Below are 17,838 nucleotides of genomic sequence, written 5' to 3'. Positions count from 1 at the left end.
GGATCGGGCGCGCGCGACCAGCCCATCCACATATTCGTTCCAGCGCAGACCCCGATGGGCCGGGATCCAGGCCACCCGCACCTGCGGGCACTGCCGTTTCAGTTGATACAGCTCTTGCACCAAGTCCAGGTTTTCCACCGACCCCGTGCGCCGCCGCCACCCCTGCGCTGCCCAGCGCTCCATCCAATCGTTGTAGGTCTGCACACAGAGATGGGAGTCGCTGTAGATGGTGTCCATGCGGTTGTCCTGGGTATCGCGGCAGTATTGCAAGGCCCGAATGAGGCCGGTCAATTCCATGCGGTTGTTGGTGCTGGCGGGATCCCCTCCCCAAAACTCTTCCACAATCTGGTCATCCTCAACCACCACCACCGCCCATCCCCCTGGCCCCGGATTGGGGGAACAGCCCCCGTCAGTGAAGATGCCGCTGTGGGGGCAAGCAACCGGACGGCTAGGGCGCGCTCCTCCACGGTTGTGAATCCGTGAGACTTGGGCCATCATTCAGGATCCCTGCTCGCAACAGACACTGGATCTTAACCCCCCCAGGCCTGTCAGCGCCACTACTTAGTAGATATTTAGTGGAAACAGCGTCAGCGAAGCCTTATTTCACACCATCAGCAGCATAAGCCCCGTTAGGGTATAGAGATAGGGAACTCCTGCCAAAACAGCGCAAACAAAAACCCCCAGAAAACCTGGGGGAGGAGTGGTGTGTTGAGGTGATGAATACTCGCATGATATCCCCCCAATTCAGCGAGTAGGCCAACTCGGCGAGAGATCTCTGCGTTTTTTTGCAGAAATCATTGCAGATGCTGGAAAGCATCAGACACTAGAAGCCAGCGCACCAGAACAGAGCTTATTTTCATCTTGATCAGGTATAGTGCTTAGTTTTGGAAAAATATCTAATTAAGCACTAGGGGTAGAGAGGTCTGATAATGATTTTTTTAGGTGCCCGCCGCTGACACTAGGGGTTGTGTCAAGCCCAAATGAGCATAGAGACGAGAAAAGTCAAAATTTGCTGACATTAGCTCCTGGATGCAGCGGACTTTCACCTCCTCATGGAGGCGAATTTGGCCAAAAACCCGTTCGATGCGGTTAATGGTGGTGAAAGTGTCCAGATCCACCGAGAGGATCGGCACTTCCAGCTCTTCTGCTCGAGATTGAATGCGGGGATCCAGAGGCAGCTTGCCGGTCAAGATCAGGCAGAGGGTGGAAGTTTCCAGGGCGGCCAGTTGAATATCGGTGCGGTCTCCGCCGGTGATCACCGCCTTGTGCTCCAGCTTGCGGAAGTACTTCAAGGCCGAGTTGACGTTCATCGCCCCCACGGCGATGTTTTCTACCATCAAATCCAGGCGATCTGGGCAGCAGAGCACCTCGGCCTCCAGTTGCCGCGCCAGCTCGCCGACGCTGATGCTGCGCAAAATGCGGTGGGAGGGCAAAATGCCCAAAACCGGGATCCCTTTCGCCTCCAGGAAGGGTCGAACGGTGGTCTTGGTGGGCTCCATCTGGTCGGGCGGCACATCGTTGAGCAGCACGCCGGCCAAATGGGATCCCAGTTGGCGGTGGGCAAAGAGAAGAGAATCGACCGCCAAAGGGGAGTGGTAGCGGTTGATCAGCAGTACCTGAGCATCCAGGGCTTGGGCCATTTTGGCCAAGGAGAGGCCAAACAACTCTCCCTCGTAGAGATCGGCGGGGCCCTCTAGCAGGATCAAATCCGCAGCGGATCCCTCGGCAAACTCCAGCAGAGGGGCAACGGAGCAGGCGGGGGCCAGCTTCTCCAGCGACTGCTGGATGTGAGCCAGCAACGCCTCTTCGTTGAGCTGGAGAAGCATGGGAGGCATCTGAGTCAGCCGCAGCGTCTCCGCTACAAAGCGCATATCCGGATCCATCCCTTCCGGGGAGCCATCCTCTCTAGCCCACGATCCAATCGGCTTGCTGTAGGTAACTTGCACCCCCTGCCGCTGCAAATGCTTGGCCAAACCCAAGATGGCTGCCGACTTGCCGCTGAAGGGCTCAGTAGAACCGATGAGAAGGAACTTGGACACGGATGGCTCCTGGCAACGCGAGAGACAGAGAACTCCGATACCCAGTCTAACGAAGACTGCCTTAGCTAACCGATTAGGATCGACTCTTCAGGGTAGGTCACCAACGGGCGGGGCTGCTGTTGGGCCAAAGCCAAGACGATGGTCAGTGCCCCCAAGCGGCCCCAGAACATCACCAAAACGATGATCAGTTGGCCAAACAAGTTCAGCTCCCCGGTAAACCCCGTCGAGAGACCGCAGGTGGCAAAAGCGGAGATCACTTCAAACAACACCGGATCCAGCCTGCTGTTGCCGTGGGAAATCAAGATCAGCCAGGCCGCCAACAGCACCACAAACAGAGAAACCGTCAGCACCGCCGCCGCCTTGCGCACCATCGAGGGATCCAAACTGCGCCCGGCAATCTGGGCGCTGGGCAGGCCGCGGGCATAGCCCCACAGGGCCAGCACCAACACCGCCAAGGTTCCGGTGGTGATGCCACCCCCCATAGAAGCCGGAGCTGCCCCGATAAACATGAGAGCCATCAGCAACAACCGACTTGCCGGGGTCAAATCCTCAATGGGGATCCCGGCGAACCCGGCGGTACGAGCCGAAACCGATTGAAAAAACGTCAGGCCCAAGCGGCGGGGCCAGTTCAGCTCCCGCAGGGATCCCTCGGGCAAACTCTCGGCCAAGAACATCCCCAAGCCGCCTGTGCAGAGCAAGACCACTACCACAACTAGAGTGATGCGGGTGTGCAGAGAGGGACGGTGGCCCCGCGGCCAAGTTAACAAATCCGACAAAACCGGGATGCCCAAGCCGCCGATAAAAATCAGAGCGCCCAAGATCGCCAGCGACAGGCCATCCGTAGGGATCCCCTCCTGCCCAAATAGGTCGAACCCCGCATTACAGAAAGCTGACACGGCGTGAAAAATGGCCAGAAAAACCGCCCGACCTGGCCCGTAGAGATCCCGCCAATGCACCCAGAGCAGCAGGGCCCCTCCCAGCTCGATCAGGGTGACCCCGATCAACACCCGCCGCGTCAATTCCAGAATGGCCCCCGGATCGATCAGGCCCAGCGAATTGCACAGCGCCAAGCGGTTGAGCAGGGAGATGCGCCGCCCGATCAGTTGGAACACCACCACCGCCAAAACCATGAAGCCCACCCCGCCAATTTGGATCAACAGCAGCAAGACGATCTGGCCAAGCAGAGTGAGATCCTCCGCCGCCACAATCGTCGAGAGCCCCGTTACGCTCAGGGCGGACATGGCCGTGAATAGCGCCTCATTCCAGCTCAAGGGATCTCCGCGCCCGATCCCCGGCAGCATCAGCAGCAAAGTTCCCACCACCGCCAGCAGGCCCAACCCTGCGACCAGGCGCAGAGGCGGCGGCAGCGGGCGACGCCTGTCCCCAAAAACGAGCCGATGCAAGCGGTTGGCCGGGATCCAAGAGGACTGAGGCAGCATCAGGCGAGGGCTTCCCGCAGCTCGGGCAGACCCCCAGCCCCCAGCCCCCTCGGGTTGCGACGGCGGGACACAACCCTCTCTCATCGGATCCCCCCTTACATCTCGTTCAGCCGCGAGATATTGGTATTGGCCCCCAGCACCACCAGCAGATCTCCCTTCTCCAACAGGTAGTCTGCTGGCGGTGAGACCACCAACGATTGTTTTCGCTTCACCACCAAGACCGTGATGCCAAAGCGGCGACGCAAGTCTGACTCCGCCAGCGTATGGCCCACCAACGCCTCCGGCACCTCCAGCTCGGTAATGCCGTAGCCCGGCTCCAGCTCCAATTGATCCAGGATCCCTGGTGCCGTCAACACCTGAGCCAGACGCCGGCCCGCCTCCTGCTCCGGCAACACCACCCGATCGGCGCCCACCCGCAAGAGAATCGAGCGCTGCCGCTCCGTCGAAGCCTTGCAAACCACGTTGCGCACCCCTAAGCTCTTGAGGGCCACCGTCGTCAGCAAATTGCTCTCGAAATCGCTGCCGATGGCCACCACCACCGTGTCGAAGGAGAGAATATCCACCGCTCGCAGCGCATCCTCATCGCTGGAATCCAGAGCCACCACCTGCGTCAGTTGATCCGCCAGACGCTGCACGATCTCCCGGCTGCGGTCGATCCCCAAAACATTGTGCCCCCGCTCCATCAGCGTGAGGGCCAAACTCGTGCCGAAGCGTCCCAGACCGATCACCGCATACTCGCGATCCGCTCGCCCCATGCGCCCCCTTGCCCTTTACTTCAAAACCAAACACCAATCATAGGCTGACGCAGCAGGGATCGGGCAGGGCTGAGATCCTAGGCAGACTCAGGCTTGGGCAGGGTGGAAGGGTGAGGGATCAGCTCGTGCGTGGAACGGCGCTCCACCATCTCGGCGGTGATGCGGATGTACTTTAGGTCACGGCGGGAGGGCGCCTCGTACATTACATCCAGCATTAGCTCCTCCACAATGGCCCGCAACGCCCGCGCCCCCGTTTTGCGACGGTAGGCTTCCTTGGCAATGGCAGAAATGGCAGCCGGCTCGAACTCCAGCTCCACCCCGTCCATGCGCAACAGCTTTTGCGCCTGTTTGAGAATGGCATTCTTAGGCTGCGTCAAGATGGCCTCCAGCGCCTTCTCATCCAGCGGATCCAAAGTGGCCACCACCGGAATTCGTCCCGTGAATTCGGGGATCATGCCGTACTTGATCAAATCCTCCGGCTCCAAAGCTTTGAGGGCGTTGGCCATGCGCTGCTCACGGGTAACTGCTAGCTGCTCCCCTGGCTTGATAAAGCCCATCGACTTTTTGCCGATGCGCTGCTCGATTACCTTCTCTAGGCCGACAAAAGCGCCCCCGCAGATAAAGAGGATATTCGAAGTATCGATTTGAATGCAGTCTTGGTAGGGGTGCTTGCGTCCGCCTTGGGGGGGCACGTTGGCGATGGTGCCTTCCAGCATCTTCAGCAAAGCCTGCTGCACCCCTTCGCCGGAAACGTCGCGGGTAATGGAGGGGTTTTCGCTCTTGCGGGCAATTTTGTCGATTTCGTCGATGTAGATGATGCCGCGCTGGGCTGCTTCCACATCCATGTCCGCCACCTGCAGCAGGCGCAACAGGATGTTTTCCACATCTTCGCCGACGTAGCCGGCTTCGGTGAGGGTGGTGGCATCGGCAACAGCAAAGGGCACATCCAACATGCGGGCCAGGGTTTCGGCCAGCAGGGTTTTGCCGGAGCCGGTGGGGCCGATGATCAAGATGTTGGACTTTTGCAGCTCCACCTCATCCAGCTCCGCAGCTCCGAGGCTGCTGGGGTTGGCCTTGGCCGCTAGGCGCTTGTAGTGGTTGTACACCGCCACCGACAAGACCTTCTTGGCCTTCTCTTGGCCGATCACATATTGGTCAAGATAACGCATGATCTCGCGCGGCTTAGGCAACTGCGCCAGAGAAGGCAGGCTGCGAAAAGATTTCTTGGTGGTTTCGCGACGACTGGGGGCAGGGGCAGTGGCAGCAGTAGCAGGAGGGTTGCCGTCGTAGAGCTCCTCATCCAAAATTTCGTTGCAGAGCTCCACACACTCGTCACAAATGTAGACCCCCGGCCCTGCAATCAACTTACGCACTTGATCCTGGGACTTATTGCAGAAGGAGCACCTTAAGTGGGAGTCATATTTGGCCATGGGATCCTCGTTGCTGCTTGTTCTTGGCTATCCTATCCGGCAAAAGCCAGAGGAAGACTGGACATTCAAACAAATCAAAGCGTGGGGCAAATCGGCTATGAGAGTGTAGGAATGCCGAGGCGGGTGGAACTCACTGGTCTATCAGTCTAGCATCTCCGCTGGGCTTGTTCCCAGGCGAAGTGCTCAGAGATTCTTGTGAGATAACTGTGACCCCCCTAGACAGGTCTACAGAAAAACCGCCCGACTGAACGCCGAGCGGCAGATGGTGTGAGGAGTGAACGGAAACATGCGTCTCCGCTGATCCCATCATAGTAGAACTTACCCGGCCCTGGCAAAGATGGCTATCGAAGGCCAAGGGATCTTTCAGTTAAGTTGGATGCTTTCGGGGGGGTGTGACGGCCTTTGTTGGCAACCAAAAAGGGGAAGGAACTGTCCGTGTTTCGTTCGCTTCCCCCCTATTGGCGTCCACTCCTCACTAGAGTTGAATCATAAATCATCCCTGCCGTTAGAACAACCCACTTTCCCCAAGTTTTCTGGGGATCTACCCCTGTCAAGGCTGCGGATCACCGGATTCCAGGGCCAACAGCTCCGCTTCGCTCAGCAGGGGGATCCCCAATTCTTGCGCCTGCTTGAGCTTGGAGCCGGGATCCGACCCCACCACCACATAGTCGGTTTGGCGGCTGACGCTGGCGGTCACTTTGCCGCCGCGGCTCTCAATCCAAGCCTTGGCCTGCTGGCGGGAGAGGGTGGGCAAGGTGCCAGTGATTACAAACTTCTTCCCGGCCAGCACCTGGGAAACAGCAGGGGCCTTCTGCTGGGGCAGGGCAGGGATCCCCAGCTCCCCCAGCTCCTGCAACAACTTCTGGTGGGCGGGATCGGCAAACCAGGCCACCACCGCCTCGGCAATTTCCGCCCCTATCCCGTAGATCTGGGCGATGTCTTCAGCCCTGGCCTGGGCTAAGAGTTCTGGGGCGGGGAAATGCTGGGCCAAAGTCTGGGCGGTCACCACCCCCACATGGGGGATCCCCAATCCATATAGCACCCGCTCCCAGGGCTGTTGGCGGGAGCGCTGAATGGCCTGCACCAGCTTCTGGCTGGAACGGGATCCCATCCCTGCCAAACTCTCCAACTGTTCCGGGGCGAGGCGGTAGAGGTCGGCCACGGTGCGCACCCCCAGCTTTTCCACCAACTGGGCTACCCGCTTTTCCCCTAAGCCCTCGATATCCAAAGCGTCGCGGCTGGCCCAGTGCTGCAGTTCCCCCCTGATCTTGGCCGGGCAGTCTGGGTTGGGGCAGCGGGTTATCGCCTCGCCGGCAGGGCGAACCAGGGGGGTGTGGCATTCGGGGCAGTGGCTGGGCAGGCGGTAGGGAACAGCGTCGGGGGGGCGCAACTCTTTGAGGATCCCCACCACCTCGGGGATGATCTCCCCGGCTTTGCGCACGATGGCCGTGTCGCCGATGTGCACATCCAGCTCCTCGAGGCGATCGGCATTGTGCAGGCTGGCGCGGCTGACGGTGGTGCCGGCCAGAAGCACGGGCTCCAGCTCTGCCACCGGGGTGACGGCGCCGGTACGTCCTACGCTGGCAAAAATGGCGCGGATGCGGGTGGGAACTTCTTGGGCAGGGTATTTGAGGGCAATGGCCCAGCGGGGAAATTTTTGTGTAAAGCCGGCCTCCTCTTGCAGCCGCAAGGAGTTGAGCTTCACCACCACGCCGTCGCAGGCGTAGGGGAGCTGGGCACCCCGCCACCGCTCGTAAAATTGGATCACCTCCTGCAAGCCCCGGCACACCTGGGACAGAGGATTGACGGGCAATCCCAGCTCCTTGAGCCGCTGCAGGCACTGCCACTGGGTTTGCGGGGGATCCCCGCTCGGCCAGCCTTCTGGCCAGTGGAGGGCATAGGCAAAAAAGCTGAGCTTGCGGGCGGCGACAACGCGGCTATCCAATTGGCGCAGGGTGCCGGCGGCGCAGTTGCGCGGGTTGGCAAAGGGGGGATCCCCAGCGGAGCGGCGCTCTTGGTTGATGCGCTCGAACTCAGCCAGGGCCAGATAGACTTCCCCCCGCACCTCCAAAACGGGAGGCGGATCTGCCGTCGCCAGCCGCAGGGGAATGGAACGAATGGCGCGCACGTTGGGGGTGATGTCCTCTCCGGCCTGACCGTCCCCCCGGGTAGCGCCCCGCTCCAAAAGACCATCGAGGTAGGTCAGGGCCAAGGCGGCGCCATCGATCTTCAGCTCACAGACGTATTCCAGCTCCTCCTCTGTCTCGCTGTCGCGGCCCAAAACTCGCAGCAGGCGCTCTTGCCACTCCTCTAGCTCTTCTGGGTTGAAAGCATTTTCCAAGCTGTGGAGGGGGATGCGGTGGAAGACAGTAGGAAAATGCTCTGCAGGTTTTTCTCCCACCCGCTGGGTAGGGCTGTCGGGGGTGACCAGTTCGGGGTAAGCCCGCTCCAGCTCTTGCAGCTCCCGGTAGAGGCGGTCGTAAACGCTGTCTTCCAGGATGGGGGCATCGTGGACGTAGTAGGCGATGCTGGCCTTCTGCAGCAGGGCGCGCAGCTCGCGGGCGCGCTCTTCCAGTCTGGGATCCATACCGTTTGGGTGAGCAAGATCTACCCCCAGGTTAGGGCTCCTGGGGAGCAAATAAGTAGGAGCCGATATTCTCCAAGCTGGGAGGATGCACGAAGGGGATGATCAAGATGGCCTGTTGGGAGAATCGCCGGGGGAGCTGGGCCAGAAGGGCTTGGTGGCGGCGGCGGAGGGCCTCTCCCAAGGGGGTGGAGTCCTCTAGCCAAACCCGATTGAGAACGGCGTAGGGATGGGGGATCCCCAGGGCATCCAACTCCGCCAAAAGACGCTCGGTTTCGGCCAGAACTGCCTGTTCGGGGTTGAAGACGGGGACAAAGCTAACAAACTGGGGATCCCGCAGCCGCCGCTGGAGCTGGCGCACCTGGGCCAAGAGATCCCGCAGCCGCTGCGCCCATTCCGGCCTGCCCACCACGTCGCGGTACTTTAGCCACAGCTTCAGGGCCAGGCTCACCCAGCCTTCTAGGGCCTGCGGCATCTGCAAAAAGCGCAAGAGGTGGCCGGTGGGGGCGGTATCCACCACCACCAGGTTGAACTGGCCGCTGGCTTCTTGTTCCAGCACCGTCAGCAGGGCCATCACCTCGTCCAGGCCGGGAGGGGGCATCTGCAAAAGCTGCCGCCAAGCCTGGGGGTCGTACTGGATCTCCACCCCTGCCGTCCCCTCGCCTGCCAAAATGGCCGCCACCTCCTCCAGGTAGTCTTGGCGGAAGCGCTCCAGCACTGCCGCCGCCTCGATCTCCTGGCCCAGCAGGTTGGGCAAGAGCGGCAGTGGCTCCTGACCCAGCTTCGTCTGAAACAGATCCCCCAGCGAGTGGGCCGGGTCGATGGAGACCAGTAAGAGCCGCTGGTCGGGATGGCGCTGGGCCAAGTTCCAGGCTAGGGCCCCGGCCACCGTGGTCTTGCCCACTCCGCCCTTGCCCCCCACCAGCACAAGGCGGATCCCTTGGGCCAAAAAATCTGGAAGGCCCAAAGCCTGGCTCTGCCCAGAAGCAATCCCAAGGACTTCGTCCCGCTGCGGCGAAGGGGAGAGTTCCCCCGGGGCGGGGATCCCTGCCAACTGCGGCAGCACCTCTGGCAAGGGGCGAAGCTGCTGCACCAGCTTGTCCAGGGCCGTCGGCCCAATCGGCTCCTCCAGTTGATAGGGACAAACCCAGATGGGATAGCCAGGCAGCTCCTCTTGAAGCGTTTTTAGCCAGCGCCACTGCTCCTGCTGGCGGGCCAGGTAGAGAGGCGAGGGGCGGCTGGGGGTTGCTTCCGCTTTTTCCCCTGCGGCCGCCAACGTCCCTAGCAGCACCTGGTTGACCAGAAGACCCCCCACAGGCACACGGCGGCTTTGCAGTTGTTGACAGAAGCGGCGGGTCTCCGCCACGCTCAACGGCTCCGGGATCAGCACCAGCCAAGCAGAGGTGCTCTCCGGGTCGGTGAGGCGGGCTTTGCCTCCCTCCAGCTCACTTTGTAGCCGGGTCAAAAAGGCATCGGCCTCATCCGGTCGATAGGTGCCCGTCAGGGATTGGACAACCTCGCGGTGCTTGGCCTGGAAGGTGGCAAACACCGCCAGCAGATTATCCAAAAAGTCGGGCAACTCCAACAGCCGCAGGGTGTGGCCGGTGGGGGCCGTGTCCAGGATGACTGTGTCCACCTCTTGGCCTGCCAGCAGGCGGTTGACCTCGAGGATGGCCATCAGCTCGTCCACCCCCGGCCAGTCCAGATCCCAAAGGGGCAACAGATCCTCTCGCCCCAGCCAACTGCCCCGCTCGGCAATGAGCTCCAGAGCAGGGCCGTAGGTCTGCTTGAAAGACTGCAGCAGCACCTCGGCCTGGAGAGCCCGCACCTGCAAGTTCGGCCATTCGCGCAAGCGGTGCGGAGCACTTTCCGGCAGGGGTTGGGGGGTGTCGGCCACCGGGATCCCCAGCACATCCCCCAGGGAGTGGGCCGGATCGGTGGACAGCAACAGCAGACGGCGCTCTGGTTGCCTCTGGGCTAGGTGACGGGCCAGGGCACAGGCCAGGGTGGTCTTGCCCACGCCCCCCTTGCCGCTCAACAGCAGCAAGCGGCAGGAAGCCGATCGCGTCAGCGGGACGTAGTCCACGAGCCGGTCAAAGGGGGAGTTGTCGAGCTGAGCGGGCTGCAAAGGGATCCCTCGCGCGCAGGTCACCCCTATTCTGGCCTGGATCTCCCTTGGGGATACCCCAGCCCGCTGAGGTGGGCTCTCGCCAACTCCAGTCGGCGGCGTCCTCTGTCCCAGGCCAGCAGCGCGTGGATCCCAAGCCAAAAGCCCGTCCACAGCCAGTTGTGCAACCAGATCTTGCCCAAGATGGGCAGGGTCAGGCCCTCTGTTCCGCCCAGCACCAGGCCGGCTGCCAAGATTAGCCCTTCAAAAGCAAGGAACCCTAGGATCAGCATGACCAGGATCCAAAGGTAATTGCGCAGCCATTGCCGAGGTTGGACAGGGTGGGGCTGGAAAAAGAGCGGGCGATAGCTGGCCAGCCACGCCACCCCCACCGTGCCGATCCCCAAGACCAACCCCCAAGCCAAAGAATCAGGGGTACGGGGATAGTTGTGCCAGGTGTAGCCAAAGATTTGGTTGGCCAGCCAAATCATCGAAGCGCTGACGATTGCCCTTTGGCGAGTTAACGTGGTGCCCGTGACGATGCCAACAGTTACAAAAGGCAGTGTACAGGTATAGGCAATGTTGCTAAGGCAGCCGATGGTGGTCAATAGGCTGGGCCAAAATCGACCTTGGGCTAGATCGCGGGTGGCTTGGATCCAAATGACCTCCGGGATCCCGCGGCGGGTTTTGGGGATGGACTGGACAAGAGCTTGTAGGCTGACCATAGGCTAATCCCCAGGAAAGAGGTGAGCTTTTAAGGGACACTTGTTCAGCAGGTGCTCCTGGACAATTTGCCGCGCTACTGGGGGTGTGACTTGCTTGTACCAGGTGCGGTCACCAGAGTAGAAAACCACCGGCCCTTGTTGGCAGACTTCTAGGCATCCTGAGGTGATAACCGGAACATCCAGATTGGCCTCGCGCAGGGCCGATTGCAAAGCTTCCACCACCGGCTGATAGTGGCGAGAAGGATAGCAGCGGCTGGAACGGCAAACCGCCAAATAGGGCCGCTTGAGAGGGTTATCTGCGTAAGGGATCCGCTCTTTTCCCTCGACGTAAATGGCTCGCAGGCGTTCATAAAGGGAAAGCTGCTGATAGTCGGCTTTGCCTTCGGGCAGGTAGTCTTCTCCTGGCCCCAAAAAGGGACTGGGCAAAAAGATCTGCAGCAGCGATTCCTCTGCCCCGTTCCAAAACTGGATCCCCCATTGGCGAGGCTGGCCCTGCGGATTGAGGCGGCGATAGAGGGCGGCGCGGCCGACCAATCTTTTGCGGCGCAGCTCAGGAGGAGTTCTGCGGTAGGGGCCGCCCTGGTGTTCCTCCAAACACAGATGCAAATGCCAAGTTTCCGTGGCCACGGTCAAGTAGCCGTCGTAGAGCACACAGAGAGTAGGGGGATCCTTGAAGGCCGCTTCCAGGACGCCACCCTCCACCACCTGGCCCACTTGGATCTCGGCCCAGCGCTCCTGAAAGAGCTCATAGAGCAGCGGCCCAAGACAGTCGATGTGAGCCGGGATCCCTTCGTAAACGGTTGTCCAGCCGATGGGGGAAACCTCTTGCCAAGTTTGGTTTAGGGGTGTGACCCAGGGATTGAAAACAGCCATAGGTTGCTCCTATTGGATTGGCGGAATGCGGGCAATCACCCCCTTTTTGATGGGGCGCTCTGCCCAGGGCAGGATCCCATCGGGCTTTGTCAAATACAGCTCCGCCGTTTGCAAGATTGGCTCCACGTCTTTTGGATCGAGATCGCCAAAGACATAGGTCATCTTTCGGGGGGCTGCCAGCGCAACCACACAAGCGTGGCTGCAGCCGCTCATACAGGCAACTGGCTTCAGTTGCAGTTGGGGATTGAGCCTTTGGGATTGCAAGGCAGCTAGGAGCATTTCTCCCTTGCTGATCCCTTCTTTTTGGCCGTTGACCCAGCGAGATCCACAGGTGGTGCAAACCCAAAGGCAATGTTTAGACTCAGCTTGAGCCAAAGTTGTCGATGGAGAAATAGAGGGAAAGTTGGTCGCGCTCACCATAGAGTTGTATCCAAACTCCACTGCAAAGCAGACAATTCCACTAGGGCAGCTTGTTCTAGATAGTTAGCCAAAAACAGCCCGAGAGGATGCTAAAATTGCCCCCGCAAGCTCACCCTCAGCGTGCGGCCAACGCCGGGATAGCCGGGGAAAACTTCATACTGCTCATCCAGCAGGTTGTCGATCCCCAACTCTAGGCTCAGGGCCTCAGTCAACGGGATCCCTCCCCGCAAAGCCACGGTGGTATAGCCTGGCAGGGATTCCGTATTGGAGTTGTTGGTAAAAAAGCTCCCAATGTGATGGACCAAGATCGAGCCGTACCCGCCCTGCTCATAGCGATAGGTTAGGCCTAGGTTGAAGCTATCGGCTCCCACAAAGGCTAGCTGTTTGCCAACTGTGGCCGGGTTAAGTGCAGCGCGGATGATGGGATCATTGAGGGTGTAGTTGGCAAAAAGCGTCCAGTTTTCCCCCAAACGCAAATCCAAAGCCGCTTCCAGGCCGGTGTATTCGACCAGCCCAATATTCTCATAGGTTCCCTGGCGCGGCCCCAGGCTGACAAAGGTGATGCCATCGCGGATGCGGTTGTGGGCAAACGTTAGCCGCAGCAGGCCAAAATCTCCCAGGCTCTGATCCAAGCCAACGTCAAAGCTCTCCCCTCGCTCTGGGCGGAGATTGGGGTTGCCATCCACTTCAAAAAAGCCTCGCAGCCGAAAGAATAATTCCGAGATCAAGGGGGTGCGAAAGCTGCTGGCGTAGTTGGCTCTCAAGGTGGTGCCTTCCGCCACTGTCCAGCGGATCCCCACAGCCGGCGAGGTGGCCGAGCCATTGGCCAAACTGCTGAAGTCCTGGCGCATGCCCAGATCAAGGTGGAAGTTGGGATCCGGGCTGTAATCCAGGCGGGCAAACAGGGCGCCCTGGTTAACCGTATCGTCGTAGTTGATATTGGCAGAACCGTTGGCAAAGGAAAAAGTTGTATTGCGAGCTGAGATGGAGCGATAATCTACCCCCAAAGCTCCCTCTAGGTTTTCGCCGGCTTGCCAAGCATACTGCAGCTGGGATCCCCAGCCATTGCGCAGGATGACGTCGCGGGATCCCTGGCTTTGCGGAGCACTGAAACGGTAGTTGAGATCGTCAAAAAAGACTCTTGCCTGCAGGGATCCTGTTGCCTGAGTCCACAGCCAACTGAGATCCAGCAGCAGATCGTTGGTGTTTTGCTCTGCATCGGGAGAGGGAAATTCCACACTGCTGGGCACACGAAAGGCTTTATTGAGGTAGAGGGCGTTGGCTGTTAGGACTTGGTCTTTGGCCAGTTGCCAGGTAAGCTTGGCCTGCAAGTTGTGGTACTCCACCGCCGAGTTTTCCCGCTTGCCTGACTTGCCCAGCCGCTCAATTGCAAAGGGAAAGTCGTTGTTACTTTTCAGACGGCGATAGCTGAGCACCCAGCCCAGATCCTGGGCTTGGCCCCGACTTTGGATCCCTTGCTCATTGAGGCCGTAGCTGCCGACCGCCGCTTCCAGCACCGTCTCCGTTTCTGGCTGTGGCTCCACCGTAACGATGTTGATCACGCCGCCAACAGCATCCGAGCCATACAGAGTAGAGCCGCCACCGGGAGAGACTTCAATTCGCTCGACAATATCTGTGGTGAGTTGAGAGAGGTCAAACCCGCCAAAGAAGCCCAGATCGTTGAGGGGGCGGCCGTCCAAGAGCACCAACACCTGCGCCGTTCGCGCCCCTCGCATGAATTGAGAGCTAAGAGCTCCCAACTGAGTTCCCGCTGTGCCATCGCTGAGGATCCCAGGCAGATAGCGCAGGGCTTCTTGCACCGTCCTTGCCCCTTGCTCGCGCATCTGCTGGCGGGTGATGACATAGACTGGGCGCGAAGAGTCCCGCAGCAAGCCAGGGCGGCGAAACGGTGTGGTGACGGGTTGATTGAAAATCTCGGCACTAAGACTGGTGTCCAAGACCGCTTGCGCCCAGGCTGGGATCCCCAAACTCCAGCTCCCCAGCCCAAGGCTGAGACATACAACAATTACTTTCATCCGGTTTCTCCTGCTTCCGTGCGACGCGGAAGAGCTAAGCTGTGAGCCAAAGCCGCAGGCGGGCATCCTGACTGAGGGCCTTAGCCCATCACAGTTGCGGCACAGCGCCGGATTTGCACCGGACTTTCCCCATTGCTTGCCCTGGCTGATCCCCAGAGCAACCTGACGGCACGGCTTTCTCCGCAGTCCTTTTGGAAAAAGCCGTGCTAGGCATCATACATCCCCTGCTGGGGAGTTCCTATCCTGCCGGGGGGGATCCCTGGGCAGTGATATCAACGGAAGATCATCTCCGCCACTGCGTCAAAGCCGGCGTCCAACAGGCGATCCAGGACTGACTGGGCCTGGCTGCGGCTGTCGTAGAGGCCGGCCTGCAGCATCGTCCTGCCGTTGAACACGGTCTCCACTGCCTCAGGGACGAGCTGCCGCAGCCGCTGCAAATCGTCGCTGCCCTTGGGGGTTACCAAGACGCGAAACTGGGTTGCCGCTCGCGTCAGCGGGACGGAGTCCTTGTCGGCAGCCTGGGCAGGAGGAGCTGGGGCCGAGCTTGAGGGTGCAGAGGAGGAGGTAGGAGGGTTTTCTCTGGCTTGGCGGCGGGCCAGCGGCGGCAGCAGGGTGGTGATGTCGGTAAGGGGAGCTGCAGAGGCCTGGCGGACAGGGGCGGCAGGAGCCGGCTCAACCGGCTGGGCAGGCGTGGTAGAGCCATCGGGGGTGAAGGGGACGGCAACAAACTCCTGGGGTTGCGTGCTTGACGGCTGGCTGGGGCCGCTGGGCAAAATACGCCCTCCCGAGCCCGCTGCAGGAGGGGGAAGGGGGGCCGTCGATTGCGGCACCGCCACCACCGGTAGGTTTGTGGAAGTTTCGGCTGGCTTGGCCACCGCCGGCTGGGGATCCCGGCTGGGAGCCGGGGGGGCGCTGGGCAGCGTCAAGCCGCCGGCAGCAATGGGTGGTGGGGCGCTGCTGGGCAGGGCAGCAACCGTGGTTTGGCCCGCTAGATCCAGCTCCCCTTTGGTTTTGCCCGCCAGTTGGTTGCCGTTGGCGTTGAGGCGCAGGCCGCGGGTGGCGTTGTGGATGTCGTACTGGCCGTTGCCCTCAAAAATGTTGTTGCCGGGATCCGAGGCCGTGCCCAGATCGGGCTGGGCGGTGGTAATGGCAGTGAGGCCAGTCTCCAAGTTGCGGGCGATGAGATTGTTGCGCAAGATGGGCCGGGCGCTGCCGCCAACCACAATGCCGGTGCGGTTTTGCAGGATGCGGTTGTTGCGCACCATCGGCGCCGAGCGCTGGTCGATGGTGAGGCCAAAGCCGGTCTCTTGGAAGAGGTTGTTGACAATGGTGGGCTGGGAAGTACCCAAGACGGAGATGCCATTGGCCCCATTTTTGTAGAAGCGGTTGCCCTCTATCCAGGGGTTGGAAGCGCCGGCAAGGAAGATCCCGTCGTGGATGCTGCCCACAAAGCTGTTGTTGAGAATGCGGGGGGAAGCCGATTCTATCCAGAGGGCATAGCCGCGCCGCCCCTGGTTGCGCAGGGTAACTCCGCGCACCTCTGAGCCGGTCTCGGCCAGCAGAGCAACATTTTGCCGGGCCAGGGTCGGGCTCATGTAGGTGCCGCCGCCATCGATCAGGTAGCCCTCCCCTAGGTTGGACTCGTCCCCGCGCAAGATAAGGCCAGCTTTGAGGCGGATGGGGAAGACTTCGCCGCTTTCTGCGCTGTAGATCCCCGGCAGCAGCTGGATGATGCTGCCCGCTGGCGCCCGTCCAATGGCATGGGTGATGGTCTTGAAGGGGTTGTTGCGGGATCCATCCCCTTGGGTATCGCTGCCGTTGGCGGCATCGACAAAAATGGCCGGGCGGTCGTCCGGCAGCGGTGGCGCCTGGGGCAGGGCCTGCTTCTCCAAAAGGCCGGTGTCCAGGGAAGTTTGCGCCCAACTGGGATCCCTTCCTGCCGCCAGCAGTAAGCTGGTGCTCAACAGCAGAGAGGCGGCCAGTCGTGCCAGGGTTGGGGAACCATGACGCTGCAACCACAAGTCAGGCAGGACTGCTGTAAATTGGTGTTCGCCGGATTTCTGCAGACGGATAAACGATAAGGAAGCGATCATAGGAGTCATCCTCACACCAGGCTGGGCCAGAGAAGGAAGGAGGGTCGAGGCTATCCTACCAAACCCGAGAGGCGGGATCCTGCCCTCTTCCCCAACTCCAAATACGGACTGACGCAGGCTTTTTTTGTAGATCCAACGCTACCCCTAGAGTATACCCTTGCCATGACCGAAGAAGCCCTTGCCCGCGAAGGCTCCTCCCAAGAGTTGCCGCTGGCTTCCCTCTCGTCTGGGCGCCCCCTGCTTAATCTGCTGCTGTTGGGGATCCCGGCGGGGCTGCTGGCGCTGGCGGGGTTGACGGGGCAGCCGGCCCTGGGCTGGGGGGCGGTGCTGGCTTGGCTGGGCTTGGCCGGCTGGTGGGGGCAGCCGCTCTGGGTGCAGATTGGGCGCGATCTCTGGCAGTGGCTAACCACGTGGCCCAGCCTGGGATGGGCGGCAGCAGCCCTCGGCTTGGCCGTGGCAGGAGCAGTGGTCTGGAGTGGGGTTCTCTCAACCCTGCGATCCCTGAGCTGGGAGGCGATTGGGGCTTTGGGGGAGGTGTTCGGCGCTACCGGGCAGATCTTCATCGCTCTCCTGGCCGCCTATATTGCCTGGCGGCAGTACGTTATCTCCCGCGACCTCACCATCCAGCAGAACACCATTACCCAGCAGCAGACCATCGACGCCTACTTCGAGGGCATCTCCAACCTGGTTCTCTCCCCTGATGGGCAGTTGGACGACTGGCCCCTGGAGCGGGCCATCGCTGCCGGGCGCACGGCGGCGCTCCTCAACGGCGTGGATCGCTTCGGCAAAGCCAAGATCCTGCGTTTCCTCTCCACCGCCAATTTGCTCAGCCCCCTGCGCCGCGACGAACACCTGGGCCGGCCCATCTTGGACGGCAAAGGCGGCTACCAGCGGGATCGCCTCAACGGGATCCGCGTGGTTAACCTGGGCACCATGCTGGAAGGGGCCGACCTGCATGGCACCCTGTTGCGGGGGGTGGACTTCAGCGAGGCCAGCCTGGAAGGAGCCAACCTGCAGGATTGCGATCTTAGCCACACCAACCTCTGCGGGGCCAACCTGCGCAATGCCGACCTGCGCGGGGCCGATCTCTACCGCGCTTTGCTGTTTGTGGGATCCCTGCAGACCGCTTCCCCGGCCCAGCCAGGACAAAAGCCCGATTTCAAAACGGGAGCCTATGCCGGCGCCATCGTGGCCGGCGCGGACTTCCGCCGGGTGCGTCGCCTTTCCCCCGAACAAAGAGCCTACCTGGCCACCTGGGGGGCCAAACTGGATCCCGGCCCTTCGCCCCCCAATTCCCGCTTGGATCCCGGCGGCAAAAGCGAGCCCTTACCCCCTCC

Annotated in this window: 13 protein-coding genes and 1 riboswitch; of the genes, 1 reads left to right on the top strand and 12 read right to left on the bottom strand. The window is 60.9% G+C overall.

Going from position 1 to position 17,838, the window contains the following annotated elements; all coding sequences use genetic code 11:
- The 12 genes from NW844_RS07280 to NW844_RS07225 all read right to left on the bottom strand — a co-directional run.
- Positions 1-498, bottom strand: a 498-nt coding sequence (locus NW844_RS07280) for a ribonuclease H family protein (RefSeq protein WP_414334724.1), incomplete at its 3' end; no start/stop codon positions are given.
- Between the two features lie 440 nt (positions 499-938).
- Complete coding sequence (locus tag NW844_RS07275) at positions 939-2,039, bottom strand: phosphotransacetylase family protein (RefSeq protein ID WP_414334723.1); 1,101 nt, start codon at positions 2,037-2,039, stop codon at positions 939-941.
- A gap of 65 nt (positions 2,040-2,104) precedes the next feature.
- The gene (locus NW844_RS07270) at positions 2,105-3,478 is read right to left on the bottom strand and encodes a TrkH family potassium uptake protein (RefSeq protein WP_414334722.1); all 1,374 of its coding nucleotides are present in this window, start codon (positions 3,476-3,478) and stop codon (positions 2,105-2,107) included.
- Positions 3,479-3,573: 95 nt separating this feature from the next.
- Positions 3,574-4,233 carry a potassium channel family protein gene (locus tag NW844_RS07265; protein WP_414334721.1) on the bottom strand — a complete coding sequence of 220 codons (660 nt, stop codon included), beginning with the start codon at positions 4,231-4,233 and terminating at the stop codon, positions 3,574-3,576.
- 77 nt (positions 4,234-4,310) lie between these two features.
- A complete protein-coding gene (clpX, locus tag NW844_RS07260) occupies positions 4,311-5,663 on the bottom strand; it encodes an ATP-dependent protease ATP-binding subunit ClpX (RefSeq protein ID WP_414334720.1) in 1,353 nt (450 codons plus the stop codon).
- 550 nt (positions 5,664-6,213) lie between these two features.
- Entirely contained in the window at positions 6,214-8,250 is a 2,037-nt protein-coding gene (ligA, locus tag NW844_RS07255; protein ID WP_414334719.1) for an NAD-dependent DNA ligase LigA, read from the bottom strand.
- A gap of 31 nt (positions 8,251-8,281) precedes the next feature.
- Positions 8,282-10,375, bottom strand: a complete 2,094-nt coding sequence (locus NW844_RS07250) for an ArsA family ATPase (protein ID WP_414334718.1) — start codon at positions 10,373-10,375, stop codon at positions 8,282-8,284.
- 26 nt (positions 10,376-10,401) lie between these two features.
- Positions 10,402-11,079: a hypothetical protein gene (locus tag NW844_RS07245; protein WP_414334717.1), complete on the bottom strand. Its 678-nt coding sequence runs from the start codon at positions 11,077-11,079 to the stop codon at positions 10,402-10,404.
- A 3-nt stretch (positions 11,080-11,082) separates the two neighbouring features.
- Positions 11,083-11,952, bottom strand: a complete 870-nt coding sequence (locus NW844_RS07240; RefSeq protein WP_414334716.1) for a (2Fe-2S) ferredoxin domain-containing protein — start codon at positions 11,950-11,952, stop codon at positions 11,083-11,085.
- Between the two features lie 9 nt (positions 11,953-11,961).
- Positions 11,962-12,372: a DUF1636 domain-containing protein gene (locus tag NW844_RS07235; protein WP_414334715.1), complete on the bottom strand. Its 411-nt coding sequence runs from the start codon at positions 12,370-12,372 to the stop codon at positions 11,962-11,964.
- A gap of 89 nt (positions 12,373-12,461) precedes the next feature.
- A complete protein-coding gene (locus NW844_RS07230) occupies positions 12,462-14,408 on the bottom strand; it encodes a TonB-dependent receptor plug domain-containing protein (protein WP_414334714.1) in 1,947 nt (648 codons plus the stop codon).
- Between the two features lie 39 nt (positions 14,409-14,447).
- A riboswitch (cobalamin riboswitch) is annotated at positions 14,448-14,589 on the bottom strand.
- Between the two features lie 91 nt (positions 14,590-14,680).
- Positions 14,681-16,501 (bottom strand): DUF1565 domain-containing protein, encoded by a 1,821-nt coding sequence (locus NW844_RS07225; RefSeq protein WP_414334713.1) that lies wholly within the window; start codon positions 16,499-16,501, stop codon positions 14,681-14,683.
- A gap of 162 nt (positions 16,502-16,663) precedes the next feature.
- Here NW844_RS07225 and NW844_RS07220 point away from each other — a divergent pair.
- Positions 16,664-17,838 (top strand): pentapeptide repeat-containing protein (locus NW844_RS07220; protein WP_414334712.1); only part of this gene is annotated, 1,175 nt, incomplete at its 3' end.

Source organism: Synechococcus sp. H55.2 (assembly GCF_047462495.1).
Lineage (GTDB): Bacteria > Cyanobacteriota > Cyanobacteriia > Thermostichales > Thermostichaceae > Thermostichus.
The sequence above is the reverse complement of the archived record's forward strand: the minus strand, read 5'-3'. Positions and strand labels throughout refer to the sequence as shown.

What these genes read in the sequence shown, in the direction of transcription:
- NW844_RS07230 (WP_414334714.1), bottom strand. Translation starts at nt 14,408, where the DNA reads ATGAAAGTAATTGTTGTATGTCTCAGCCTTGGGCTGGGGAGCTGGAGT.
- ligA (WP_414334719.1), bottom strand. Translation starts at nt 8,250, where the DNA reads ATGGATCCCAGACTGGAAGAGCGCGCCCGCGAGCTGCGCGCCCTGCTG.
- NW844_RS07225 (WP_414334713.1), bottom strand. Translation starts at nt 16,501, where the DNA reads ATGATCGCTTCCTTATCGTTTATCCGTCTGCAGAAATCCGGCGAACAC.
- NW844_RS07240 (WP_414334716.1), bottom strand. Translation starts at nt 11,952, where the DNA reads ATGGCTGTTTTCAATCCCTGGGTCACACCCCTAAACCAAACTTGGCAA.
- NW844_RS07245 (WP_414334717.1), bottom strand. Translation starts at nt 11,079, where the DNA reads ATGGTCAGCCTACAAGCTCTTGTCCAGTCCATCCCCAAAACCCGCCGC.
- NW844_RS07235 (WP_414334715.1), bottom strand. Translation starts at nt 12,372, where the DNA reads ATGGTGAGCGCGACCAACTTTCCCTCTATTTCTCCATCGACAACTTTG.
- clpX (WP_414334720.1), bottom strand. Translation starts at nt 5,663, where the DNA reads ATGGCCAAATATGACTCCCACTTAAGGTGCTCCTTCTGCAATAAGTCC.
- NW844_RS07270 (WP_414334722.1), bottom strand. Translation starts at nt 3,478, where the DNA reads ATGCTGCCTCAGTCCTCTTGGATCCCGGCCAACCGCTTGCATCGGCTC.
- NW844_RS07265 (WP_414334721.1), bottom strand. Translation starts at nt 4,233, where the DNA reads ATGGGGCGAGCGGATCGCGAGTATGCGGTGATCGGTCTGGGACGCTTC.